Origin of the sequence: Pseudomonas sp. 13B_2.1_Bac1 (assembly GCF_025466155.1) — a bacterium.
Taxonomy (GTDB): Bacteria; Pseudomonadota; Gammaproteobacteria; order Pseudomonadales; family Pseudomonadaceae; genus Aquipseudomonas; species Aquipseudomonas aylmerensis.
The window spans coordinates 35,125-55,459 of the sequence record NZ_JANLOH010000043.1 but is presented as its reverse complement, the minus strand read 5'-3'; the positions used below and the strand labels follow the sequence as shown (position 1 = coordinate 55,459).

Below are 20,335 nucleotides of genomic sequence, written 5' to 3'. Positions count from 1 at the left end.
CTCAAGCATCCAATAGCGCGCGAACAATGCCCTGCAGTTTACGGGTGAGCGGCCCAACCGGCCAGCTCATCGCAGCGCAGCCACGCACCGGCCAAATGCCATACACGCTGTTACACACAAAGACTTCGTCAGCCTGTTGCAACTGCTCGAGACTCACGTCAGCCACGGCTACCGGGACGCCCAGGGCTTGTGCCTGGGCCAGGATCTCGGCGCGCATGACCCCGGCAACCCCGCAACGATTCAGATCGGCGGTTAGTAACAAGCCATTACGCACCAGGAACAGGTTGCTGAAAACGCCTTCGATGACCCGCCCGGACATATCCAGCATCAAGCCTTCGGCATGTTCGGCATCTTGCCACTCGGCACGGGCAATCACTTGCTCCAGGCGGTTGAGGTGCTTGAGACCGGCCAGCAAGGGCTGCTCGGACAAACGGGTGGCACACGGAAACAGGCGGATACCGTCGGTTCCATGGGCGTGGGGATAATGAGCAGGCGCATTGCCCTGCAGGAGACGGCGCACCGGTGCACCAGGGTTGAAGCCATAACCGCGCAGGCTGTCGCCGCGGGTGAGGATCAACTTGAGAACACCGTCGCCGAGGGCGGCGGCATAGGCCAGCACTTCGCTGCGGATCAACGCGTGATCCGCCGCTAAAGCGAGGCGCTTGCAGCCCTCTTCGAGGCGCTGCAAGTGGCGGTCGAGCAACACGGGTTGCCCTGCCCTGACGGCGAGGGTCTCGAACAGACCATCGCCATACGCCAGGCCGCGATCTTTCAGGGGCACGCTGTCCGCTGGCTGACCGTCGACCCAGCTGTGCATCACTCGGCGAACCGGCGGAACACCAGGGAACCGTTGGTGCCGCCAAAGCCGAACGAGTTGGAGATCACCACGTCGATCGTCATCGGCTGCGCTTCGTGCGGCACGAAGTTCAGGTCGCAGCCTTCGTCCGGCTCATCCAGGTTGATGGTCGGCGGAGCGACCTGATCCTTGATGGCCATCACGCTGAAGATCGCTTCGACCGCGCCCGCCGCGCCCAGCAAATGGCCGGTCATGGACTTGGTGGAGCTGACTGCCAGCTGGTAGGCGTGCTCGCCGAACACCGACTTGATGGCTTCGGCTTCCGCCAAATCGCCCGTCGGGGTCGAGGTGCCGTGGGCGTTGATGTACTGCACCTGCTGCGGATTGACCTTGGCATCGCGCAGGGCATTGGTGATGCAACGCGCAGCGCCGGCACCGTCAGACGGCGGCGAGGTCATGTGGTAGGCGTCGCCACTCATGCCAAACCCGATCAGCTCGGCGTAGATGGTCGCACCACGCGCCTTGGCGTGCTCCAACTCTTCGAGTACCAGCGCACCGGCACCGTCGGATAGCACGAAACCGTCGCGGCCCTTGTCCCAGGGACGGCTGGCGCGGGTCGGCTCGTCGTTACGGGTCGACAGCGCACGGGAAGCACCGAAGCCGCCCATACCGAGGCCACAGGCGGCCATTTCGGCGCCGCCGGCGATCATCACGTCAGCTTCGTCGTAGGCGATGTTGCGCGCGGCCATGCCGATGCAATGCGTACCGGTGGTGCACGCCGTGGCGATCGCGTAGTTAGGCCCCTGTGCGCCCAGGTGGATGGACAGGAAACCGGAAATCATATTGATGATCGAGCCCGGGACGAAGAACGGTGAAATTCGACGGGGGCCGGAATCATGCAGCGTGCGGCTGGTTTCTTCGATATTGGTCAAACCGCCAATACCCGAACCCATGGCCACGCCGATGCGGTCACGGTTGGCGTCGGTGACTTCCAGGCCGGCGTTACGCACTGCCTGAAAACCGGCTGCCAGGCCGTATTGAATGAACAGGTCGAGTTTGCGGGACTCCTTGACCGAGAGATAGTCCTCGACATTGAAGCCCTTTACCGAGCCGCCAAAACGGGTGGAATAGGCAGAAAGGTCCGTGTGTTCGATCAGACCAATACCACTGTGGCCAGCCAGAATGCCCTGCCAACTGCTCGGCACATCCGTGCCCAGTGGCGACAACATACCCATACCGGTGACTACGACGCGTCTACGCGACACAGCACTCTCCTTTTTCTTGATGACGACACTTTGCTTCGGCGCTCACTTTTCATCAGGGCTAAAGAAAAAACCGCACGCCGTTACAGCAGTGCGGTTTTTCCCTAACAGCAAGCGACGACTACAAACTATTACGCCTGGTGGCTAGTAACGTAGTCGATAGCAGCTTGAACAGTAGTGATTTTTTCAGCTTCTTCGTCCGGGATTTCGGTCTCGAATTCCTCTTCCAGAGCCATCACCAGCTCAACGGTGTCAAGGGAATCGGCACCCAGGTCTTCTACGAAGGAAGCAGTGTTGACCACTTCTTCTTCTTTAACGCCCAGTTGCTCGGCGACGATTTTCTTGACGCGCTCTTCGATGGTGCTCATACCTTGTTTAACTCCTAATGGACAAATTCAGGCAGCTGGCCAGTGGGTAAGTGTATAGAAAGCCTTTTCAGCTTTTCAACTGAAAGCTTCACCCTGTACCCGGTCGGCCACCTGCCTATAAATTAAGTTGCAGCTTTATAACGGATTTTAGACAGCTCGTATGACATTTTTTTGAAGCGATCCGTCACAATTTAACTCATGTACATCCCGCCGTTCACCGGGATTGTAGCCCCAGTCACGTATGCCGCACCGTCGGATGCCAGGAAAGCGACCACATTCGCGATCTCTTGAGCCTGGCCCAGACGGCCCAGCGGAATCTGCGTCAGCAAGCCTTCACGCTGTGCTTCCGGCAGCTCGCGGGTCATATCGGTGTCGATGAACCCTGGGGCCACCGAGTTGACCGTAATCGACCGCGAACCGACTTCACGTGCCAATGCACGGCTGAAACCTTCCAGACCGGCCTTGGCGGACGCGTAGTTTACTTGGCCTGCGTTGCCCATGGCACCCACTACGGAGCCAATATTGATAATTCGGCCCCAACGCGCCTTGGTCATGCCGCGCAAAACACCCTTGGACAGGCGAAACAGACTGTTCAAGTTGGTATCGACCACGTCGTACCACTCGTCGTCTTTCATGCGCATCATCAGGTTATCGCGGGTAATCCCGGCATTGTTTACCAGAATCGCCGGCGCGCCGAACTGTGCGGTGATCTCGGCCAGTACGGCAGCCACGGATTCATCGCTGGTCACGTTCAGTTCAAGGCCGGTGCCCTGTACGCCGTTTTCCTTCAAGGTCGCGGCGATACGCTCGGCGCCCGAGGCGGAAGTGGCGGTGCCGATCACAACGGCGCCCTGACGGCCCAGTTCCAGGGCGATCGCCTGGCCAATGCCACGGCTTGCGCCGGTAACCAGTGCAACTTTACCTTGCAGACTCATGCAGGCTTCTCCTAAGTTCGGGGATCAGGTTTCAGGCCTGTGCCGCAAGCGCGGCAGCGAAGGCATCCGGGGTATTGAGGTTGGCAGTCGACACGCCGTCGGCGCAGCGCTTGTTCAGGCCGGCCAGGACTTTGCCCGGGCCGCACTCGACCAGTTCAGTGGCGCCATTGGCAGCCAGGGTCTGCACCGATTCTACCCAACGCACGGGTTTGTAGAGCTGCTCCAGCAGGTCGCGCTTGAGGGTGTCGAGGTCTGCAGCCACGGCTGCGCTGACGTTCTGCACCAGCGGAATCTGCGGCGCCTGCCAGTTGATGGCAGCGATGGACTCGGCAAAACGCTCGGCCGCCGGGCGCATCAGCTCACAGTGCGACGGCACGCTGACCGGCAACGGCAGGGCGCGTTTGGCACCGCGTGCCTTGCAGCCTTCAATGGCGCGTTCGACAGCCGCCTTGGCACCGGCGATCACCACCTGGCCAGGGGAGTTGAAGTTCACCGCGCTGACCACTTCGCCCTGGGCCGCTTCGGCGCAGGCTTCGATCACCACGGCATCGTCCAGACCCAGGATAGCGGCCATGCCGCCCTGCCCGGCCGGAACGGCTTCTTGCATCAACTGGCCACGACGTTCAACCAGCTTGACCGCCTCACCCAGGGTCAGGCTGCCCGCCGCCACCAGGGCGCTGTACTCACCCAGGCTGTGACCGGCAACGAATGCCGGACGCGCGCCGCCTTGTGCCAGCCACAAGCGCCACAGGGCGATCGAAGCGGTCAGGATGGCCGGCTGGGTCTTGTCGGTTTGATTGAGTTGCTCTTCCGGCCCCTGCTGGGTCAGTGCCCACAGGTCGTAACCCAGGGCATCGGAAGCTTCCTTGAAGGTATCCAGGACCTGCGGATATTGCGCGCCCAGCTCGGCCAGCATGCCGAGGGACTGCGAACCCTGCCCTGGAAAGACGAATGCGAGGGATGTAGACATGTAACAAGCCCCTAATGATCTGGTCGTCGGAAATCGACGCCCCTACGGTGGGAGCGCACGAAACTGACAGATTGGATGGTCAATTGAACTGGCCGGTCACATTTAAGCATTCCCGGGCCGATTCGCCTAAGGCAACAGGTCCTCGAGACGGCCGTGCAAGCGTTGCGGCAGGTTTTCCTGGATCTCGATCAAGGCCCGTGCAATCGCGCTCTGAAAACCCTCCACACCGGCAGAACCGTGGCTCTTCACCACAATGCCCTGCAAGCCGAGAAAACTCGCACCGTTGTGCCGCGCCGGCGCCAGGTCAGCCTGCAGGCGCCGCATCAATGGCAGTGCCAGGGCACCCACCAGGCGCGACGCCAGATTCTGCTTGAACAAGGCCTCGATACGCGCAGCAATCATGGTCGCCAGGCCTTCACTGGATTTGAGCAGGATATTGCCGACAAACCCGTCGCACACCACCACATCCGCTTCGCCACGGTACAGGCCATCACCTTCGACGAAGCCTACGTAGTTCAAACCCCGCGCACCCTGCAGCAAGGTGGCGGCCAGCTTGACCTGCTGGTTGCCCTTGATGTCTTCGGTACCGATATTCAGCAAGGCCACGCGCGGGCGCGCCACGCCCAAGGCTTCGGCAGCCACCGAGCCCATCACTGCGAACTGGAACAGGTGCTCGGCACTGCAATCGACATTTGCCCCCAGGTCCAGCAGTTGGCAGTAGCCTTTCTGCGTCGGAATTGCGGCCACCATCGCCGGCCGGTCAATCCCCGGCAGCGTCTTGAGCACGTGTCGGGACAGCGCCATCAACGCCCCGGTATTGCCGGCACTGACACAGGCTTGCACCTTGCCATCACGCAGCAACTCAAGGGCCACCCGCATCGAAGAGTCGGGCTTGCCGCGCAGGGCTGCCGCCGGCTTGTCATCCATGCTGATGGTTTCGCTGGCTGGCGTAATCGTCAGGCGCGCGCGATCCACCGCCGGATGGCTGGCAATCAATTCTTCAAGAAGGGAGGGTTGACCGACAAGGGTCAGGTGCAGCGAGGGTGTGGCAGACAGGCTGGCAATGCAGGCCTGAACAATGCTGCGGGGACCGAAGTCCCCGCCCATTGCGTCAATCGCGATGACTAGGGCAGACAAGTGATTACTCGTCAGCGCCCTTGTCGATCACTTTACGGCCACGGTATACGCCTTCTGGCGATACGTGGTGACGCAGGTGAACTTCACCGGTGGTCTTTTCTACGGACAGGGTGCTAGCCTCGAGAGCGTCGTGCGAACGGCGCATGTCACGGGCGGAGCGGGATTTTTTGTTCTGCTGAACAGCCATAATTGATTAACTCCTAAACGTTTGGGTCACGCTTTAACTGCGCCAATACACTGAACGGGTTGGACCGCGTTACCTCGTCCTCGCTCGGTTCGGGCTCGTCATCGAGGCCCGCCGGCTGCTGGCATTCTTCCGGATGATGAGCAGGCACAATGGGCAAGGCGAGCAAAAGCTCCTCCTCGATCAGTGCATGCAGATCCAAAGGATCTTCGCCCAGTTCCAGCACGTCATAACCTTTCGGCAACGACTGGGTATTCGCACCCTCCTTCACCACAGCATAACTGCACTCGCTGTGGATCGGCAGGGTGACCAGCTCAAGACAACGCTGGCAAACCATTTTGACTTCGGTGTCGATAAAGCTGTGAATTACCACAGATTTACGTTCATCTCGTTCAAAAACGAATTTGGCCTGCACCGTACCGACAGTGTCGGAAAGCGGGTCGCAGAGTCTCTCCAAATCGGCCAGCAGCAACTCACCTTGAAGGGAGGTGCCACGATCAGCCAATTTGCGCGGGTCAACGTGAGGTGGAATCGGGTCATTCAACATAGGCGCAGCATTATAGGGATGCACCCGGCCATGTCAAAGGAAATTCAGCCCTGTGCGTCAGCCGGTCGCCCCGCTAGAATCCCCGGCTGCCTTGAGGAGACGCCCATGCTGCCTTTATTACTCGCATCCAGCTCGGTTTATCGCCGGGAATTGCTCAGCCGCCTGCACGTGCCGTTCATCTGCAGCTCGCCGGATATCGACGAAAGCCACCGTGCAAATGAATCCGCCGTCGACCTGGTCAAGCGCCTGGCCGAAGAGAAAGCCCGCGCCCTCGCCGCCCGTCATCCAGGCCATTTGATCATCGGCTCCGACCAAGTGGCCGCGCTCGACGGCCGGATCATCGGCAAGCCCCACACCTTCGAGAACGCCCGCGAACAATTGCTGGCAGCCAGCGGCAAGCGCGTGAGCTTTCTAACGGGCCTGGCACTGCTGAACAGCGAGACAGGGCACTGCCAGGTCGACTGTGTGCCGTTTACCGTGCACATGCGTGAGCTGGACGTTGAGCGTGTTGAGCGCTATCTGCGGATCGAGCAGCCGTATGACTGCGCAGGGAGCTTCAAGGCTGAAGGATTGGGTGTGAGCCTGTTCCAGAGCACCGAAGGGCCGGACTCGACCAGCTTAGTGGGCCTACCCCTGATACGACTGGTCGACATGCTGCTGGCTGAAGGCGTGCAAATCCCCTAGGCCCACCACCAAGCTACTGTGGGAGCTGGCTTGCCTGCGATAGCGCTGGTCCTGCCACTCTGGATGTCGACCGGCCAACTGCTATCGCGGGCAAGCCCGCTCCCACATGTGAATCGATGCGCCTGCTGGATCAGCGCAGGCTCGGGCCTTGGAAGCCCATGTAAAATGCCAGCTTCTCGGCCGCGCTGGCACCCAGCCGCTTGGAGAAGCGATCAAACGGCGATTCCTCAACCGTGAAATCCACCAGTTCTTTCTCGCCAATCACATCGCGCGCCACCGAACTGGCACTGCCCAGGCCATCGATCAAACCCAGCGGCAACGCCTGCTCACCCGACCACACCAGCCCAGAGAACAACTCCGGATGGTCTTTGTCCTTGAGGCGATCACCGCGCCCCTGCTTCACGCTGGCGATGAATTGGCGATGGGTGGTGTCGAGCACGCCCTGCCAGAACTGGGTTTCATCGGCCTTTTGCGGCTGGAACGGGTCGAGGAAGGCCTTGTGCTCGCCCGAGGTGTAGGTGCGACGCTCCACGCCGAGCTTCTCCATGGTGCCGACAAAGCCGTAACCGGCCGCCGTCACACCGATGGAACCGACCAGGCTGGCCTTGTCGGCATAAATCTGGTCAGCAGCGCTGGCAATGTAATAGGCGCCGGAAGCCCCCAGGTCGGAGATGACTGCGTACAGCTTGATATCCGGGTGCAGGCCGCGCAGACGACGAATCTCGTCATACACATAACCCGATTGCACCGGGCTGCCGCCGGGACTGTTGATACGCAGGATCACACCCTTGACCTTGGGGTCTTCGAACGCGGCACGCAGGCTGCTGACAATATTGTCGGCGCTGGCCGACTCCTTGTCGGCAATCACCCCGCGCACTTCAATCAGGGCGGTGTAGTTGGCGCCGCGGGTTGCGCTTTTTTCCATGTCCATCAACGGGCTGAACAACGCGAGCATGGTAATAAGCCAGACAAAGGTCAGCAGCTTGAAGAAAATCCCCCAGCGCCGTGCCCGACGCTGCTCCTGGACGCTGGCCAGGAGGGTTTTCTCCAGCAGCTTCCAGCTCTTGTCATCACTGCTATCGGCCTTTTCGGGCGCTTTCCACTCGTCACTCATGCCATCAACCCCAGCAAAGACTTATCGGGCCTGGCTGAGCCAGGCCTGCAGTTCAGAAAAATGATCAATCGTCAGCCTGGGCTCGTATTGCTGCAAGGCTTCGGCTGCCTGGGCACCGTAGCTGACCGCCACGCTGTCCATGCCGGCATTGCGCGCCATCATCAGGTCGAAAGAAGCATCGCCCACCATCAGTGCCTGGCGCGGCGCTACACCGCAATGCGCCAGGATCTGCTCAAGCATCAGAGGTTGAGGTTTGCTGGCAGTTTCATCCGCGGCGCGGGTGATATCGAAGAAGTCTTCAAAACCATGCGCCTTGAGCACCCGATCCAGCCCGCGACGGGCCTTGCCGGTTGCGACAGCGAGGTGGTAACCCTCGGCGCGAAACGCTTCCAACGACTGCATCACGCCCTCGAACAACGGCGAAGGCGTGGCCTCCAGCGCAATGTAGTGATCGGCGTAATGGTCGCGGAACGCCACCAGCTCAGCGTCGCTGATCTGCGGGTACAGGGTGCGAATCGCCTCGGGCAAGCCCAGGCCGATGATGCCCTTGACCGCCAGGTCGCTGCACAGTGCATAGCCGGAACGGGTCGAAGCGGCGTGCATCGACTCGACAATCCGGCCAATAGAATTACACAGGGTGCCGTCCCAATCGAAAATCAGCAGTTTGTAATCAAGGTGCGACACTCAAACGCTCCACGGTCTTGGCCCACATCTCATCGACCGGCGCCTGCAGCTTCAGCTCGCCGCCGTCGGGCAGCGGCACAGTGAGCATGTAGGCGTGCAGGAACAGGCGCTTGCCGCCCAGATCGCGGATCTCCTTGGAGAAATCCTCATCGCCGTACTTGGTGTCACCGGCAATGCAGTGGCCTGCGTGCAGCGTGTGGACGCGAATCTGATGGGTACGCCCGGTGACCGGCTTGGCCTCGACCAAGGTGGCGAAATCGCCGAAACGGCGCAGCACCTTGAACAGGGTCAGGGCCTCTTTGCCCTCCTCGTCCACTTCGACCATGCGCTCGCCGGAACGCAGGTTGCTCTTCTGCAACGGCGCACGGACGCTCTTGATCGAACTGGCCCAGTTGCCGCGCACCAGCGCCATGTAGCGCTTGTCCACGCCATCGCCACGCAGGGCGGTGTGCAGGTGGCGCAACATGCTGCGCTTTTTGGCAATCATCAGCAGGCCGGAGGTGTCACGGTCCAGGCGGTGGACCAACTCCAGCTCCTTGGCATCCGGGCGCAACTGACGAAAGGCTTCGATCACGCCGAAATTCAGGCCGCTGCCGCCGTGAACCGCAATGCCGCAGGGCTTGTTGATCACGATCAGCTTGTTATCTTCGAAGACAATCGAGGCTTCAAGGCGCTGCAACAGGCCCTGGGCCAACGGCACAGGCTCGTCGCGTTCTGGCACGCGCACCGGTGGCACGCGGACGATATCGCCCGCCTGCAACTTGTACTCGGGCTTGATGCGGCCCTTGTTCACGCGCACTTCGCCTTTACGCAAGATGCGGTAAATCAAGGTCTTGGGCACGCCTTTGAGCCTGGCCAGGAGAAAATTGTCGATGCGTTGGCCGGCATATTCCGGCGAGACCTCGAGCAGCTGGACGCTGGGGGTCTGGGGGGCGGTAGTCGTCATGGCGGCGATGATAACAATTTTTTATGGAATTGAAGCACTTAATCATTGCTGCTATAGTCGCGAACGCCGCCAAAAGCGGCCTGGACAGAGGACTTGCGGCAAACTGCCGGCCCTGACCATCGCAATTCATCAGGACGCGAGGCCGTCCTACGGGGCTTTCGCCACCCTGGAAGGCTCGAGATTGTAACAAGCGCAGGTGACATGAGGCCTGAAGCGAGTGCAGAAAGCAGAGTGAATACTCGCATTCTGCGCCGATATTTACGGCCAGTTCACAAAGTGCAGTCAGTCTTGGGCCAGACCATGGCGAATGTTTCGGAAACAACGCCTGTTAAGAGCTGAGTGAGAGCGCAGTCGCCCACACCTAGTCTTGTTTAGCCATGAGCGTGGACTCCCCATTGGAGAACACGGTAAATGCCAACCCGCTGCGGATTCTGCGCGCGGCAGCACCCGAATTATCAGGGATACGTGTAGGGTGGAGATGCACAACCGTCGGACCGTGTAGCACTAGGCTTATATTTAGACGCTTCATCTCGTCCACAGTCGCCGGTTGATTCCTCCTCCTGACCTTAGCTTTTGTTGAAGTGGTGCCTTTGTCACCACCGCTAACAAGCAGGACGCGTCCGTCGCGATACCGGCCCAATTGGCAGGTTTTGCTGGACACTGGAGTGGCCAACCACTCTTGACGCACCTGACACCGACCGTGAGAAGTCGTGTGTGCCGAACGCCGTTTCCGGCAGCCCGGAAACCGACGGTACAACATGAAAAGAATGCTGATTAACGCAACTCAACCCGAAGAGTTGCGTGTTGCACTGGTAGATGGCCAACGCCTCTACGACCTGGACATCGAATCCGGTGCACGCGAGCAAAAGAAGGCCAACATCTATAAAGGCCGTATTACTCGCATCGAACCAAGCCTTGAGGCTGCCTTTGTCGATTTCGGCTCCGAGCGCCACGGCTTCCTGCCCCTCAAAGAAATCTCCCGCGAATACTTCAAGAAAGCCCCTGAAGGCCGCGTGAACATCAAGGACGTCCTGAGCGAAGGCCAGGAAGTCATCGTCCAGGTCGAAAAAGAAGAACGTGGCAACAAGGGCGCCGCCCTGACCACCTTCATCAGCCTGGCCGGTCGTTACCTGGTACTGATGCCGAACAACCCGCGTGCCGGCGGTATTTCCCGTCGCATCGAAGGCGAAGAGCGCAACGAACTGCGTGAAGCGCTGAACGGTTTGATCGCACCGGCCGACATGGGCCTGATCGTTCGCACTGCCGGCCTGGGCCGCAGCAGCGAAGAAATGCAGTGGGACCTCGACTACCTGCTGCAGCTGTGGACCGCCATCAAGGAAGCGTCCCTGGATCGTTCCGCGCCGTTCCTGATCTACCAGGAAAGCAACGTGATCATCCGCGCTATCCGCGATTACCTGCGCCAGGACATCGGCGAAGTGCTGATCGACAGCGTTGAAGCCCAGGACGAAGCCCTGACCTTCATTCGCCAGGTGATGCCGCAGTACGCCAGCAAGATCAAGCTCTACGAAGACAGCGTGCCGCTGTTCAACCGTTTCCAGATCGAAAGCCAGATCGAGACCGCTTTCCAGCGCGTCGTCGAACTGCCTTCCGGCGGTTCCATCGTGATCGACCCGACCGAAGCCCTGGTGTCCATCGACATCAACTCGGCGCGCGCCACGAAAGGTAGCGACATCGAAGAAACCGCCCTGCAGACCAACCTGGAAGCGGCTGAAGAAATCGCCCGCCAGCTGCGCCTGCGTGACATCGGCGGCCTGATCGTGATCGACTTCATCGACATGACCCCCGCCAAGAACCAGCGCGCCGTGGAAGAGAAAGTCCGCGAATGCCTGGAAGCCGACCGTGCCCGCGTGCAAGTTGGCCGCATTTCGCGCTTCGGCCTGCTGGAAATGTCCCGTCAGCGCCTGCGTCCATCCCTGGGCGAGAGCAGCGGCATCGTCTGCCCACGCTGCAACGGCACCGGCATCATCCGTGATGTTGAATCGCTGTCGCTGGCGATCCTGCGCCTGATCGAAGAAGAAGCCCTGAAAGACCGCACCGCCGAAGTCCGCGCGCAAGTGCCGATCCCGGTTGCAGCCTTCCTGCTCAACGAAAAACGCAACTCGATTACCAAGATCGAACTGCGCACCCGTGCCCGCATCGTGATCCTGCCGAACGATCACCTCGAGACGCCGCACTTCGAAGTGCAGCGCCTGCGCGACGATAGCCCGGAAGCCCACAGCGGCCAGTCCAGCTACGAAATCGCCGCTGCCGCAGCCGAAGTAGAAGAAGTCCAGCCAGCCGCTGCGACCCGCACTCTGGTTCGCCAGGAAGCGGCCGTGAAGACGGCACCGGCGCGTGCCAACGCACCGGTACCGACTGAAGTTGCCGCCCCGGTTGCCGCGCCGGCCGCCCTGCCTGAGCCAAGCCTGTTCAAGGGCCTGGTGAAGTCGCTGGTCAGCCTGTTCGCCACCAAGGAAGAGCCGGCCGCGCCTGTGGTGGTTGAAAAACCTGCCGCTGAGCGTCCAGCCCGTAACGAAGAGCGTCGCAACGGTCGCCAGCAAAGCCGTAACCGCAACGGTCGCCGTGACGAAGAGCGCAAGCCTCGCGAAGAACGTGCTCCACGTGAAGAACGCGCACCCCGCGAAGAGCGCGCGCCACGCGAAGCCCGTGAAGACACGCCAGCCGTAGTCCGTGAAGAACGTGCACCGCGTGAAGAGCGCGCACCGCGCACTCCACGTGCACCGCGTGAAGATCGCAAGCCACGTGGCGAGCGTGAAGAGCGCGTGCGTGAACTGCGCGAGCCGCTGGACGCTGCACCTGCCGTTGCCGCTGCCGCTGCCGGCGCTGTCACTGCTGAAGAGCGTCCAGCTCGCCAGCCACGCGAAGAGCGCGCCCCTCGCGAAGAGCGCCAGCCGCGCCCACCGCGTGAAGAGCGCCAGCCACGTGCCGAGCAAGCCGCTGCTGCCAGCGAAGAAGAAGTACTGACCGGCGAAGAGCAACTGCAGGACGACGGTCAGGACAACGCCGAAGGCGATCGTCCGCGCCGCCGCTCCCGTGGCCAGCGTCGTCGCAGCAACCGTCGTGAGCGTCAGCGTGATGCCAACGGCAATGTGATCGAAGGCTCGGAAGAAGCCGGCGAAAACGCAGAGGCCGCGACCAGCGAACCGACCGGCGCCGAACTGGCTGCAGGCCTGGCCGTTACCGCTGCCGTGGCCAGCTCGGTGATCAGCGCCCCTGCTGAAGCCCAGGCGCACGAGCAAGCTGAACGTGCTACCGCCACTGTCGAAGAAACCGTTGTGGTTGAAGCACCTGTCGCGCACACCCCAGTGGAAGAAGCGCCAGCTGTTGAAGCACCGGTCGTAGAAGCCACCACCCCGATCGAAGCCCCAGTGGTTCCGGAAGTGGAAGTGGCCCCGGTGGTTCGCGAAGTTCGCGAAGCCCAGCCGGAAGCCGAAGTGGCCGCTGTCGAGCCAGCACCGGTGGTTGAGTCTCAGCCTGTGGCTGAAGCCGCCGTTGAAGCACCAGCTGAAGCCCCGGTTGTCGAAGAAGCTGCCCCGGCAGTGCGTGAAGTTCGCGAAGAACAGACCGCCTTCCAGTGGACAGCCCCTGAGCCAGCCGCCCCGGTTGAAGCGCCAGCACCTGCCCCTGTGGTAGAGCAAGCGCCAGCGCCGGTGGTCGAAGCCGTGGTTGCCGAGCCTGCGCCAGTGGTCGAGCCTCAGCCAGTGGTTGAAGCGCCAGTGGTTGCCGAAGTCGCCGCTCCGGTGGTTGAAGCAGCACCTGCCAGCGCCCTGACCGAAAATGGTCGTGCGCCGAACGATCCACGTGAAGTGCGCCGTCGTCGCAAAGAAGCCGAGGCAGCCGCCGCTGCAGCAGCTGCTGCCGCCGAAGCGCCGATCCCGGCCGCTGAAGCCGTGGTTGAACACACTGCCCCGATCGTCGACGAAGCCCCGCGCGCCGTCGAAGAAGTGGCAGAGCACCACCCAAAGGCCCTGGAAGAAGAGCACGAGCCTAAACCTCTCGTCTGATTCCAACCGCCACTAAAAAGCCCCGCCTGAGTGATCAGGCGGGGCTTTTTATTGAGCGCAAGAAACCGAGACATTCGCCTGCAGGCGCTGGCTGGCCGGCTCCTACCGTTGGATGGGGGAGAAATTCAAACTCTGCGGCAGGTCGACGTCCCAGAGTACGCCCGGATCATCTACAGGCACCTCGCTGACGGTCGCCTGTGCAAACAGCGGCCTGGCTCCTCGGTCACCGGTCAGCGCCATCAGGCCCGGTGCCAGCGCCCGGTCAAACGCCACGGGATGCCCATACTGCCCATCCTGCACCGGCACGCTAATACCGCCCTCCTCCAGCGCAGCGATCACCCTCTCGATGCTCGACGACTGCACAAACGGCATATCCCCCAACACCACCAGCCAACCTTCAGCGGTGCCACTGGCCGCGACGGCCGCCGCAATGCTGTCGCCCATCCCCGCTGAATCCAGCCGCAACACTTCGCAGCCGTAGGCTTGCGCCAAGCGAATCACCTCGAGGCGCTCCGGCGAAGTCACCACCCAGCGTTTTACCACCCGCGGCGGCAGCGCCAAAAGCACCTGTTCGATCACCGGCCGCGTCACGCCATCCAGGCCGACGCAATCGGCGAGCAACTTGTCTTGATCCGCGCCGGCCTCGGCACGAAAACGACGGCCCTGGCCGGCCGCCAAAACAATCGCGGTAATCATCGTCACTCCGCCACCACCGGCAGCGGTTTTTTCTGCATTGGCGCTACGCCATTCTTGATCGCGACAATTTCCGCCATCAACGACAACGCGATCTCCGACGGCGTATGGCTACCGATATGCAAACCAATCGGCCCGTGCAAACGCGCGATTGCCTCGGCAGACAAGCCCAGCGCCGCGAGGTTTTCCCGGCGCTTCTGGCTGTTGACCCGTGATCCCAGCGCGCCGATGTAGAACGCGCTGGAATTCAACGCCGTCAGCAAGGCCATGTCGTCCAGCCGCGGGTCATGGGTCAGGCAGACGATAGCGGTGCGCTCATCGGTCTGGATATTCAACACAGCCTCATCCGGCATGCCCGGCACAAAGCGGCCATGCTGCTCTTCCCAGCCGTAGACAAATTCGTCGCGCGGGTCGCAGATGAGGACTTCGAAATCCAGCAAGCGCGCCATTTCCGCCACGTAGCGTGACAGCTGCCCGGCACCGATCAACAGCAGGCGCCAGCGCGGGCCGTAGATGGCCCGCAGGCGCTCGCCATCAAAGCTGACGATGTCGGTCTTGCTCGCGCTGCTCAGGGTCACGGCGCCTGTGGCCAGGTCCAACTCGCGGGCGACAATTTCATGCGCTTCGCAGCGCGCCAGCAATTGCGCGACCCAGTCCCAATCCTGCACACGCTCTTCGGTCAGGCGCAGCGTGCCGCCGCAAGGCAAGCCGAAGCGCGCCGCTTCATCGCGAGTGACGCCGTAGGTGACCAACTGCACCGGCGGCCCGTCACCGGCCAGGCGGCCGTCCTGCAAGCGCGCAATAAGGTCATCCTCAATGCAACCGCCGGACACCGAGCCGATCACCACGCCATCGCCACGCAGCGCCAACATGGCGCCCGGCGGCCGTGGTGCACTGCCCCAGGTCTGGACCACGCTGTACAACACCACTTTCTGCCCGGCACGACGCCATTCGAGCACGCTGCGCAAGACATTCAGATCCACACTGTCCATCAACACTCCTGCAAGCGTGCAGCGCAGCCAAGCGGCTGGCCAATGGATTTTAGAACGGGCAACCCTGCGCGAGTTTCATCAGCGTAGACCGACCCGGGTGAACGGCAGTCCCATAAAGACGGGCTTCAATGTAATTTGATGAAGTGTTTACTTAATGTAAATCAAAAAATCGAAAAAGTGATCCACCCGAAACGCAAACGCCCCGAACAAGTCGGGGCGTTTGTGCGAAGCGTCGGTGTCAATTCACACCGGGAAGCGCTTACTTCACCGAAGCAGGAGCAGGACCTTCGGCGACGCCCAGGTCATCTTCCACACGGGTATCGGAGATGCCAGTACCGCCGGAAGCCAACTCGCTGTGCAGCTTGTCGGTGTCCAGTTCCTTGACCCACTTGGCCACGACGATGGTGGCAACGGCGTTACCGACCAGGTTGGTCAGCGCGCGGGCTTCGGACATGAAGCGGTCGATACCCAGGATCAGCGCCAGGCCGGCAACCGGCAGGTGGCCGACGGCCGACAGGGTTGCAGCCAGTACGATGAAGCCGCTACCGGTCACGCCTGCAGCACCTTTGGAGGACAGCAGCAGCACCAGCAGCAGGGTGATCTGGTGGGTGATGTCCATGTGGGTGTCAGTCGCCTGGGCGATGAACACGGCAGCCATGGTCAGGTAGATCGAAGTACCGTCGAGGTTGAACGAGTAGCCAGTCGGGATCACCAGGCCTACTACGGACTTCTTCGCGCCCAGGCGCTCCATCTTGATCAGCATGCGTGGCAGTGCAGATTCGGAGGAGGAAGTACCCAGCACGATCAGCAGTTCTTCACGGATGTAGCGAACCAGCTTCAGCACGCTGAAACCGTGCGCGCGGCAGATGGCGCCCAGCACCACGACCACGAACAGGATGCAGGTGATGTAGAAGCAGATCATCAGCTGGCCCAGTTGCACCAGCGAACCGACACCGTAGGCACCGATGGTGAACGCCATGGCGCCCAGGGCACCGATTGGCGCGAGCTTCATGATCATGTTGATGATGTTGAACATCACGTGCGCGAAGCGATCGATGAAGTCCAGGACCGGCTTGCCGTAGGCACCCAGGCGATGCAGGGCGAAACCGAAGATCACCGAGAACATCAGCACTTGCAGGATGTCGCCGTTGGCGAACGCACCGACGATAGTGTTCGGGATCACGTTGAGGATAAAGCCAACCACGCTCTGGTCTGCACCGGCAGTCACGTAGGCCGCGACTTTGGAGGCGTCCAGGGTCGCCACGTCGATGTGCATGCCGGCGCCCGGTTGCACAACGTTGACGACGATCAGGCCGATCAGCAGGGCGATGGTGGAAACGATTTCGAAGTACAGCAGCGCGTAGCCGCCGGTTTTGCCGACCGATTTCATGCTTTGCATGCCAGCGATGCCGCTGACAACGGTGCAGAAGATGATCGGGGCGATGACCATTTTGATCAGCTTGATAAAGCCGTCACCCAGTGGCTTGAGGGCCACGCCGGTCTGTGGGTAGAAGTGACCGAGCAAAATACCGATAACGATTGCAACGATCACCTGGAAATACAGGGATTTGTAGATTGGCTGACGAGTCGTCATTGCAAAATTCCTCAATCGTCCCGTGTGGCAAATATCCGCCATTGCCCACGACACTTGAATTGCGAACCCTCCTGCACTGGAGGGATTTGTTGTTTGCGAGGCTTGTAGGACCAGGCCTGCGCTGTCGTATGTATCGCAAACGGCGTGCCAGCTTTGGCAAAAACCCTACAGGCCTTTAGACATCAGGGCTGGGGGATTTCAGGCCCCTTCGAACGCAGGCAAACAGGTGGCGGATTTCCGCCCACTCGCCCAATCCCGTCCTACAATTTGGCGGATATCCGCCTTGTCCCTCTCCCAGGGGGTGGCTACCATCGGCCACTCCATGGACGAGGCCTTCGCATGCGTGAACGTACCATCGCCAGTCATTACGCCCGGGCGGCCCTCGGCGGTGCACGCCGAGCCGGCTACGATTATTCGGGCCTGTTGTTGCAGGTCGGTATTACCCCGCAATTACTGAGCGAACCTCGCGCCCGTATTGCACCGGAGCAATTCACCCAACTGCTGCAAATGCTCTGGCTGGCGCTGGACGACGAATACCTGGGCTTTGCCGACGGCCCAAGCAAACGCGGCACTTTCGCCATGATGTGCCACGCGCTGATCCACTGCCGCACCCTGGAGAAAGCGCTGGAACGCGGCTTATTATTTTATAGCCTATTCCCACAAGGTCCGCGCTGGCAGCTGACCCGCGAAGGCGACATGGCCCGCTTGAGCCTCGACGACTCGCAACTGTGGGACCCGGACCATTTCCTCAGCGAATGCCTGCTGGTGATCTGGCACCGCCTGGGCAGCTGGCTGATCGGCCAACGGATTCGGCTGCACCAGGCCACGTTCAGCTACCCGATGCCGGCCCATGCCACTGAATACGACCTGCTGTTTCCGTGCACCCTGGTGTTCGGCGCATCGAGCAGCAGCCTGGTATTTCCCAGCCGCTACCTGAGCCTGCCGTTGCTGCAGGACGAGCGTACGCTCAAGCACTTCCTGGAACGCTCGCCGGCGGATTTGCTGTCGCGCCCCGATGAGGGCGACAGCCTGAGCAGCCAACTGCGGCGCCTGCTGAGCCGCGACCGCACGCCCTGGCCGGACCTGGAAGCCGTCGCCCAGCACCTGCACATCAGCCCGCAAACCCTGCGCCGGCATCTGCGAGAGGAAGGCACCAGTTTCCAGGCTCTCAAGGATGAGCTGCGGCGGGACATCGCCATCTATCATCTGGGGCGGGCGGATCTGTCATTGCAGGAGATCGCCGAGCAGTTGGGATTTTCCGAACCGTCGGCGTTTCATCGGGCGTTCAAGAAGTGGACGGGGCTGACGCCGGGGGCGTACCGGGCGCAGGAAAGTTAGAGGTGTGTTGCCGGCGATGAAGCCATCACCGCCGATAAAGCTCACACCGCCGGAAAGTGAATCTTGAACGCCGCCCCACCCAACGGTGAATCACCCAGGGTCAGGCGCGCGCTGTAGCTTTCAATGATGTCCTTGACCACCGCCAGGCCAATGCCCTGACCCGGATGCTGGCGGTCCAGCCGCTCGCCCCGTTGCAGGATCCGTGCACGCTGATCCGGTGGCACCCCGGGCCCGTCGTCTTCAATGCACAGCTCGGTGCCTTCCAGGCTTTCTACCAGGCTGATGCGCACTTCGCTCAGGCACAGCCGGTAGGCGTTTTCCAGCAGGTTACCGAGCAATTCGAGCAAGGCGCCCTTCTCGATCGGTACATCGCACTCTTCCGGCAGGTCAAAAGACACGGTCACGCGTTTGTCGCGGTAGACCTTGTCCAGCGTGTCGCACAGGCTTTGCAGCACCGGTTCCAGGCGCACCTGGTGGCGCACCAGGCCGCTTTTGCGCAGGCTCGCGCGCTGCAATTGGTAGCTGATCTGCTGGCTCATGCGCTCGATCTGCGATTGCAGGACCCAGGCCTGGTCGCGGTCTTCCGGACGCTGGGCCATGTCCTCGCTTACGCCCTGCAATACCGCCAGCGGGGTTTTCAGGCTGTGGGCCAGGTCGTCGAGGGAGTCGCGATAGCGTGCCCGCTGCTCGCGCTCGCTGTGCAGCAAACGGTTGAGCGAGCCGGTCAGGCGCAGCAGTTCGCGGGGATGTTCTTCGCTGAGGCTTTCGCGGGTGCCACCTTCGATCTGGTCGAGTTCTTGGCTCAGGCGCCGCAAGGCTTGCAGGCCCCAGGTCAGGCCCAGCCATAGCAACGTCAGCAGCACCAGCAAGGCTGCGCCGAAGCCCAGGTACAGGTTTTCGCGCAGGCCTTCGAGGGTCAGTTGGTATTCGCGCACCGGCTGCAGGGCGACGATACTGAACGCCGCGCTCTTGCCGCCGAGCAGCTTGACCTCGACGTCATAGACGAAGAATTCCTGGCCGTTGGCTTCGCGAATCCGCGCAAATTCATTGCCGCGTCCGTCATAGCGCGGCTTGTAGTTGATGTTTTCTTCTTTGGTCGCCCGCGAGCGCCACACCAGGTGGCCCTCACGGTCGTAGATGTAGCCCAACAGGCGGCTGTCAGTCAGGTTGAAACGTTCGTCGGGCAACTGCGCCGGCATCAGCAGCCGGTTGTTTTCGACGCGTGCCGCCGAAATCAGGGTAGTGACATCCGACGCCAGGCGCTGCTCGATGGAATCCTGCAACGCCAGGCTGAACGCCCCCTGCATGGCCGGCAACAAACCCAGCATGAACAGCACGGCCAGGGTGGCGGCCGCCAGCATCAAGCGCACGCGTAGCGAGCGAATCAACGGCAGCGCTCATTGAACAGGTAGCCCAGGCCGCGCACGGTGTCGATCGGCTTGAACCCTGCCGGGCCCTCGAGCTTGCGGCGCAGGCGGCCGACGAGAACTTCGATGACGTTTGGATCGCGCTCGTCGTCATCGGGGTAGAGCTGCTCCATCAAACGGTCCTTGGCCACCACTTGCTGGTGATGGCGCATCAGGTATTCGAGGATCCGGTATTCGTAGGCGGTCAGTGCCAGCGGCTGTTCGTCGAGGGACGCCTGCTTGCGATTGAGGTCCAGCAGCAACGGCCCGGCGACGATGGTCGATTGGGTAAAGCCGCTGGAGCGGCGCAACAAGGCATTCATCCGCGCCTCCAGCTCTTCGAACTGGAACGGCTTGACCACGTAGTCGTCGGCGCCCGCCGCCAGGCCTTCGACCTTGTCCTGCCAGTTGCCGCGCGCGGTGAGGATCAGGATCGGGAAGGTCTTGGCCTGGGCGCGCAATTGGCGGATCAGGTCCAGGCCGCCCATGCCGGGCAGGCCGAGGTCAATGATCGCCAGGTCATGATTGAATTGGCCGGTCTGGTACAGGGCCTCTTCGGCGTTGGCCACGGCCTCGACCACATGCCCACTGTCGGTCAGGCGGGTAAACAGGTGATGACGCAGCAGCGCCTCATCTTCCACCACCAGCAATTTCATAAGG

General features: G+C 61.5%; 19 protein-coding genes. 3 read left to right on the top strand and 16 right to left on the bottom strand.

The features are described from left to right. Nucleotide 1 precedes the first annotated feature (1 nt). The 8 genes from pabC to NTD80_RS09980 form a co-directional block, all read right to left on the bottom strand. Entirely contained in the window at nt 2-817 is an 816-nt protein-coding gene (gene pabC / locus NTD80_RS10015; RefSeq protein WP_262133381.1) for an aminodeoxychorismate lyase, read from the bottom strand. Next, complete coding sequence (gene fabF / locus NTD80_RS10010) at nt 817-2,061, bottom strand: beta-ketoacyl-ACP synthase II (protein ID WP_262133380.1); 1,245 nt, start codon at nt 2,059-2,061, stop codon at nt 817-819. Before fabF ends, pabC begins: the two co-directional genes overlap by 1 nt. A gap of 128 nt (nt 2,062-2,189) precedes the next feature. Continuing rightward, a complete protein-coding gene (gene acpP / locus NTD80_RS10005; RefSeq protein WP_003175607.1) occupies nt 2,190-2,426 on the bottom strand; it encodes an acyl carrier protein in 237 nt (78 codons plus the stop codon). A gap of 191 nt (nt 2,427-2,617) precedes the next feature. Then, on the bottom strand, nt 2,618-3,361 hold the full coding sequence (gene fabG / locus NTD80_RS10000) for a 3-oxoacyl-ACP reductase FabG (RefSeq protein ID WP_065909285.1): 744 nt from the start codon (nt 3,359-3,361) through the stop codon (nt 2,618-2,620). 31 nt (nt 3,362-3,392) lie between these two features. After that, nucleotides 3,393-4,331 (bottom strand): ACP S-malonyltransferase, encoded by a 939-nt coding sequence (gene fabD / locus NTD80_RS09995; RefSeq protein ID WP_106802861.1) that lies wholly within the window; start codon nt 4,329-4,331, stop codon nt 3,393-3,395. A gap of 126 nt (nt 4,332-4,457) precedes the next feature. Next, nucleotides 4,458-5,468 carry a phosphate acyltransferase PlsX gene (gene plsX, locus NTD80_RS09990; protein WP_083221498.1) on the bottom strand — a complete coding sequence of 337 codons (1,011 nt, stop codon included), beginning with the start codon at nt 5,466-5,468 and terminating at the stop codon, nt 4,458-4,460. Nucleotides 5,469-5,472: 4 nt separating this feature from the next. Then, nucleotides 5,473-5,655: a 50S ribosomal protein L32 gene (gene rpmF / locus NTD80_RS09985; protein WP_003179396.1), complete on the bottom strand. Its 183-nt coding sequence runs from the start codon at nt 5,653-5,655 to the stop codon at nt 5,473-5,475. Between the two features lie 13 nt (nt 5,656-5,668). After that, on the bottom strand, nt 5,669-6,199 hold the full coding sequence (locus tag NTD80_RS09980) for a YceD family protein (protein WP_010566563.1): 531 nt from the start codon (nt 6,197-6,199) through the stop codon (nt 5,669-5,671). 105 nt (nt 6,200-6,304) lie between these two features. On the opposite strand from NTD80_RS09980, the gene NTD80_RS09975 reads away from it, so the two are divergent. After that, nucleotides 6,305-6,883: a Maf family protein gene (locus NTD80_RS09975; protein WP_262133379.1), complete on the top strand. Its 579-nt coding sequence runs from the start codon at nt 6,305-6,307 to the stop codon at nt 6,881-6,883. 130 nt (nt 6,884-7,013) lie between these two features. Here NTD80_RS09975 and NTD80_RS09970 read toward each other — a convergent pair whose 3' ends face one another. From NTD80_RS09970 to rluC, 3 genes are read right to left on the bottom strand one after another with little or no spacing between them, the layout of a single operon-like run. Then, entirely contained in the window at nt 7,014-7,997 is a 984-nt protein-coding gene (locus tag NTD80_RS09970; protein ID WP_262133378.1) for a S49 family peptidase, read from the bottom strand. 21 nt (nt 7,998-8,018) lie between these two features. Beyond that, nucleotides 8,019-8,681 (bottom strand): HAD-IA family hydrolase, encoded by a 663-nt coding sequence (locus NTD80_RS09965; RefSeq protein WP_262133377.1) that lies wholly within the window; start codon nt 8,679-8,681, stop codon nt 8,019-8,021. Then, nucleotides 8,668-9,627, bottom strand: a complete 960-nt coding sequence (rluC, locus tag NTD80_RS09960) for a 23S rRNA pseudouridine(955/2504/2580) synthase RluC (protein WP_028617584.1) — start codon at nt 9,625-9,627, stop codon at nt 8,668-8,670. The genes NTD80_RS09965 and rluC overlap by 14 nt, the downstream gene beginning before the upstream one ends. A 767-nt stretch (nt 9,628-10,394) precedes the next feature. On the opposite strand from rluC, the gene rne reads away from it, so the two are divergent. Continuing rightward, complete coding sequence (rne, locus tag NTD80_RS09955; protein ID WP_262133376.1) at nt 10,395-13,652, top strand: ribonuclease E; 3,258 nt, start codon at nt 10,395-10,397, stop codon at nt 13,650-13,652. Nucleotides 13,653-13,754: 102 nt separating this feature from the next. Here rne and NTD80_RS09950 read toward each other — a convergent pair whose 3' ends face one another. From NTD80_RS09950 to NTD80_RS09940, 3 genes are all read right to left on the bottom strand, one after another. Next, nucleotides 13,755-14,348 carry an NTP transferase domain-containing protein gene (locus tag NTD80_RS09950; RefSeq protein ID WP_262133375.1) on the bottom strand — a complete coding sequence of 198 codons (594 nt, stop codon included), beginning with the start codon at nt 14,346-14,348 and terminating at the stop codon, nt 13,755-13,757. Nucleotides 14,349-14,350: 2 nt separating this feature from the next. Then, on the bottom strand, nt 14,351-15,337 hold the full coding sequence (locus tag NTD80_RS09945; RefSeq protein ID WP_262133374.1) for an XdhC family protein: 987 nt from the start codon (nt 15,335-15,337) through the stop codon (nt 14,351-14,353). 259 nt (nt 15,338-15,596) lie between these two features. Beyond that, nucleotides 15,597-16,931, bottom strand: coding sequence for a dicarboxylate/amino acid:cation symporter (locus NTD80_RS09940; RefSeq protein WP_065909268.1), 1,335 nt, complete (start codon nt 16,929-16,931; stop codon nt 15,597-15,599). A gap of 339 nt (nt 16,932-17,270) precedes the next feature. Between NTD80_RS09940 and NTD80_RS09935 the strand changes: the two genes are divergently transcribed. Continuing rightward, on the top strand, nt 17,271-18,269 hold the full coding sequence (locus tag NTD80_RS09935; protein WP_262133373.1) for an AraC family transcriptional regulator: 999 nt from the start codon (nt 17,271-17,273) through the stop codon (nt 18,267-18,269). A 41-nt stretch (nt 18,270-18,310) separates the two neighbouring features. Here NTD80_RS09935 and NTD80_RS09930 read toward each other — a convergent pair whose 3' ends face one another. Both NTD80_RS09930 and NTD80_RS09925 read right to left on the bottom strand, forming a co-directional pair. Further along, complete coding sequence (locus tag NTD80_RS09930) at nt 18,311-19,657, bottom strand: ATP-binding protein (protein ID WP_065909262.1); 1,347 nt, start codon at nt 19,655-19,657, stop codon at nt 18,311-18,313. Continuing rightward, the gene (locus NTD80_RS09925; RefSeq protein ID WP_065909260.1) at nt 19,654-20,331 is read right to left on the bottom strand and encodes a response regulator; all 678 of its coding nucleotides are present in this window, start codon (nt 20,329-20,331) and stop codon (nt 19,654-19,656) included. Before NTD80_RS09925 ends, NTD80_RS09930 begins: the two co-directional genes overlap by 4 nt. Nucleotides 20,332-20,335 lie beyond the last annotated feature (4 nt).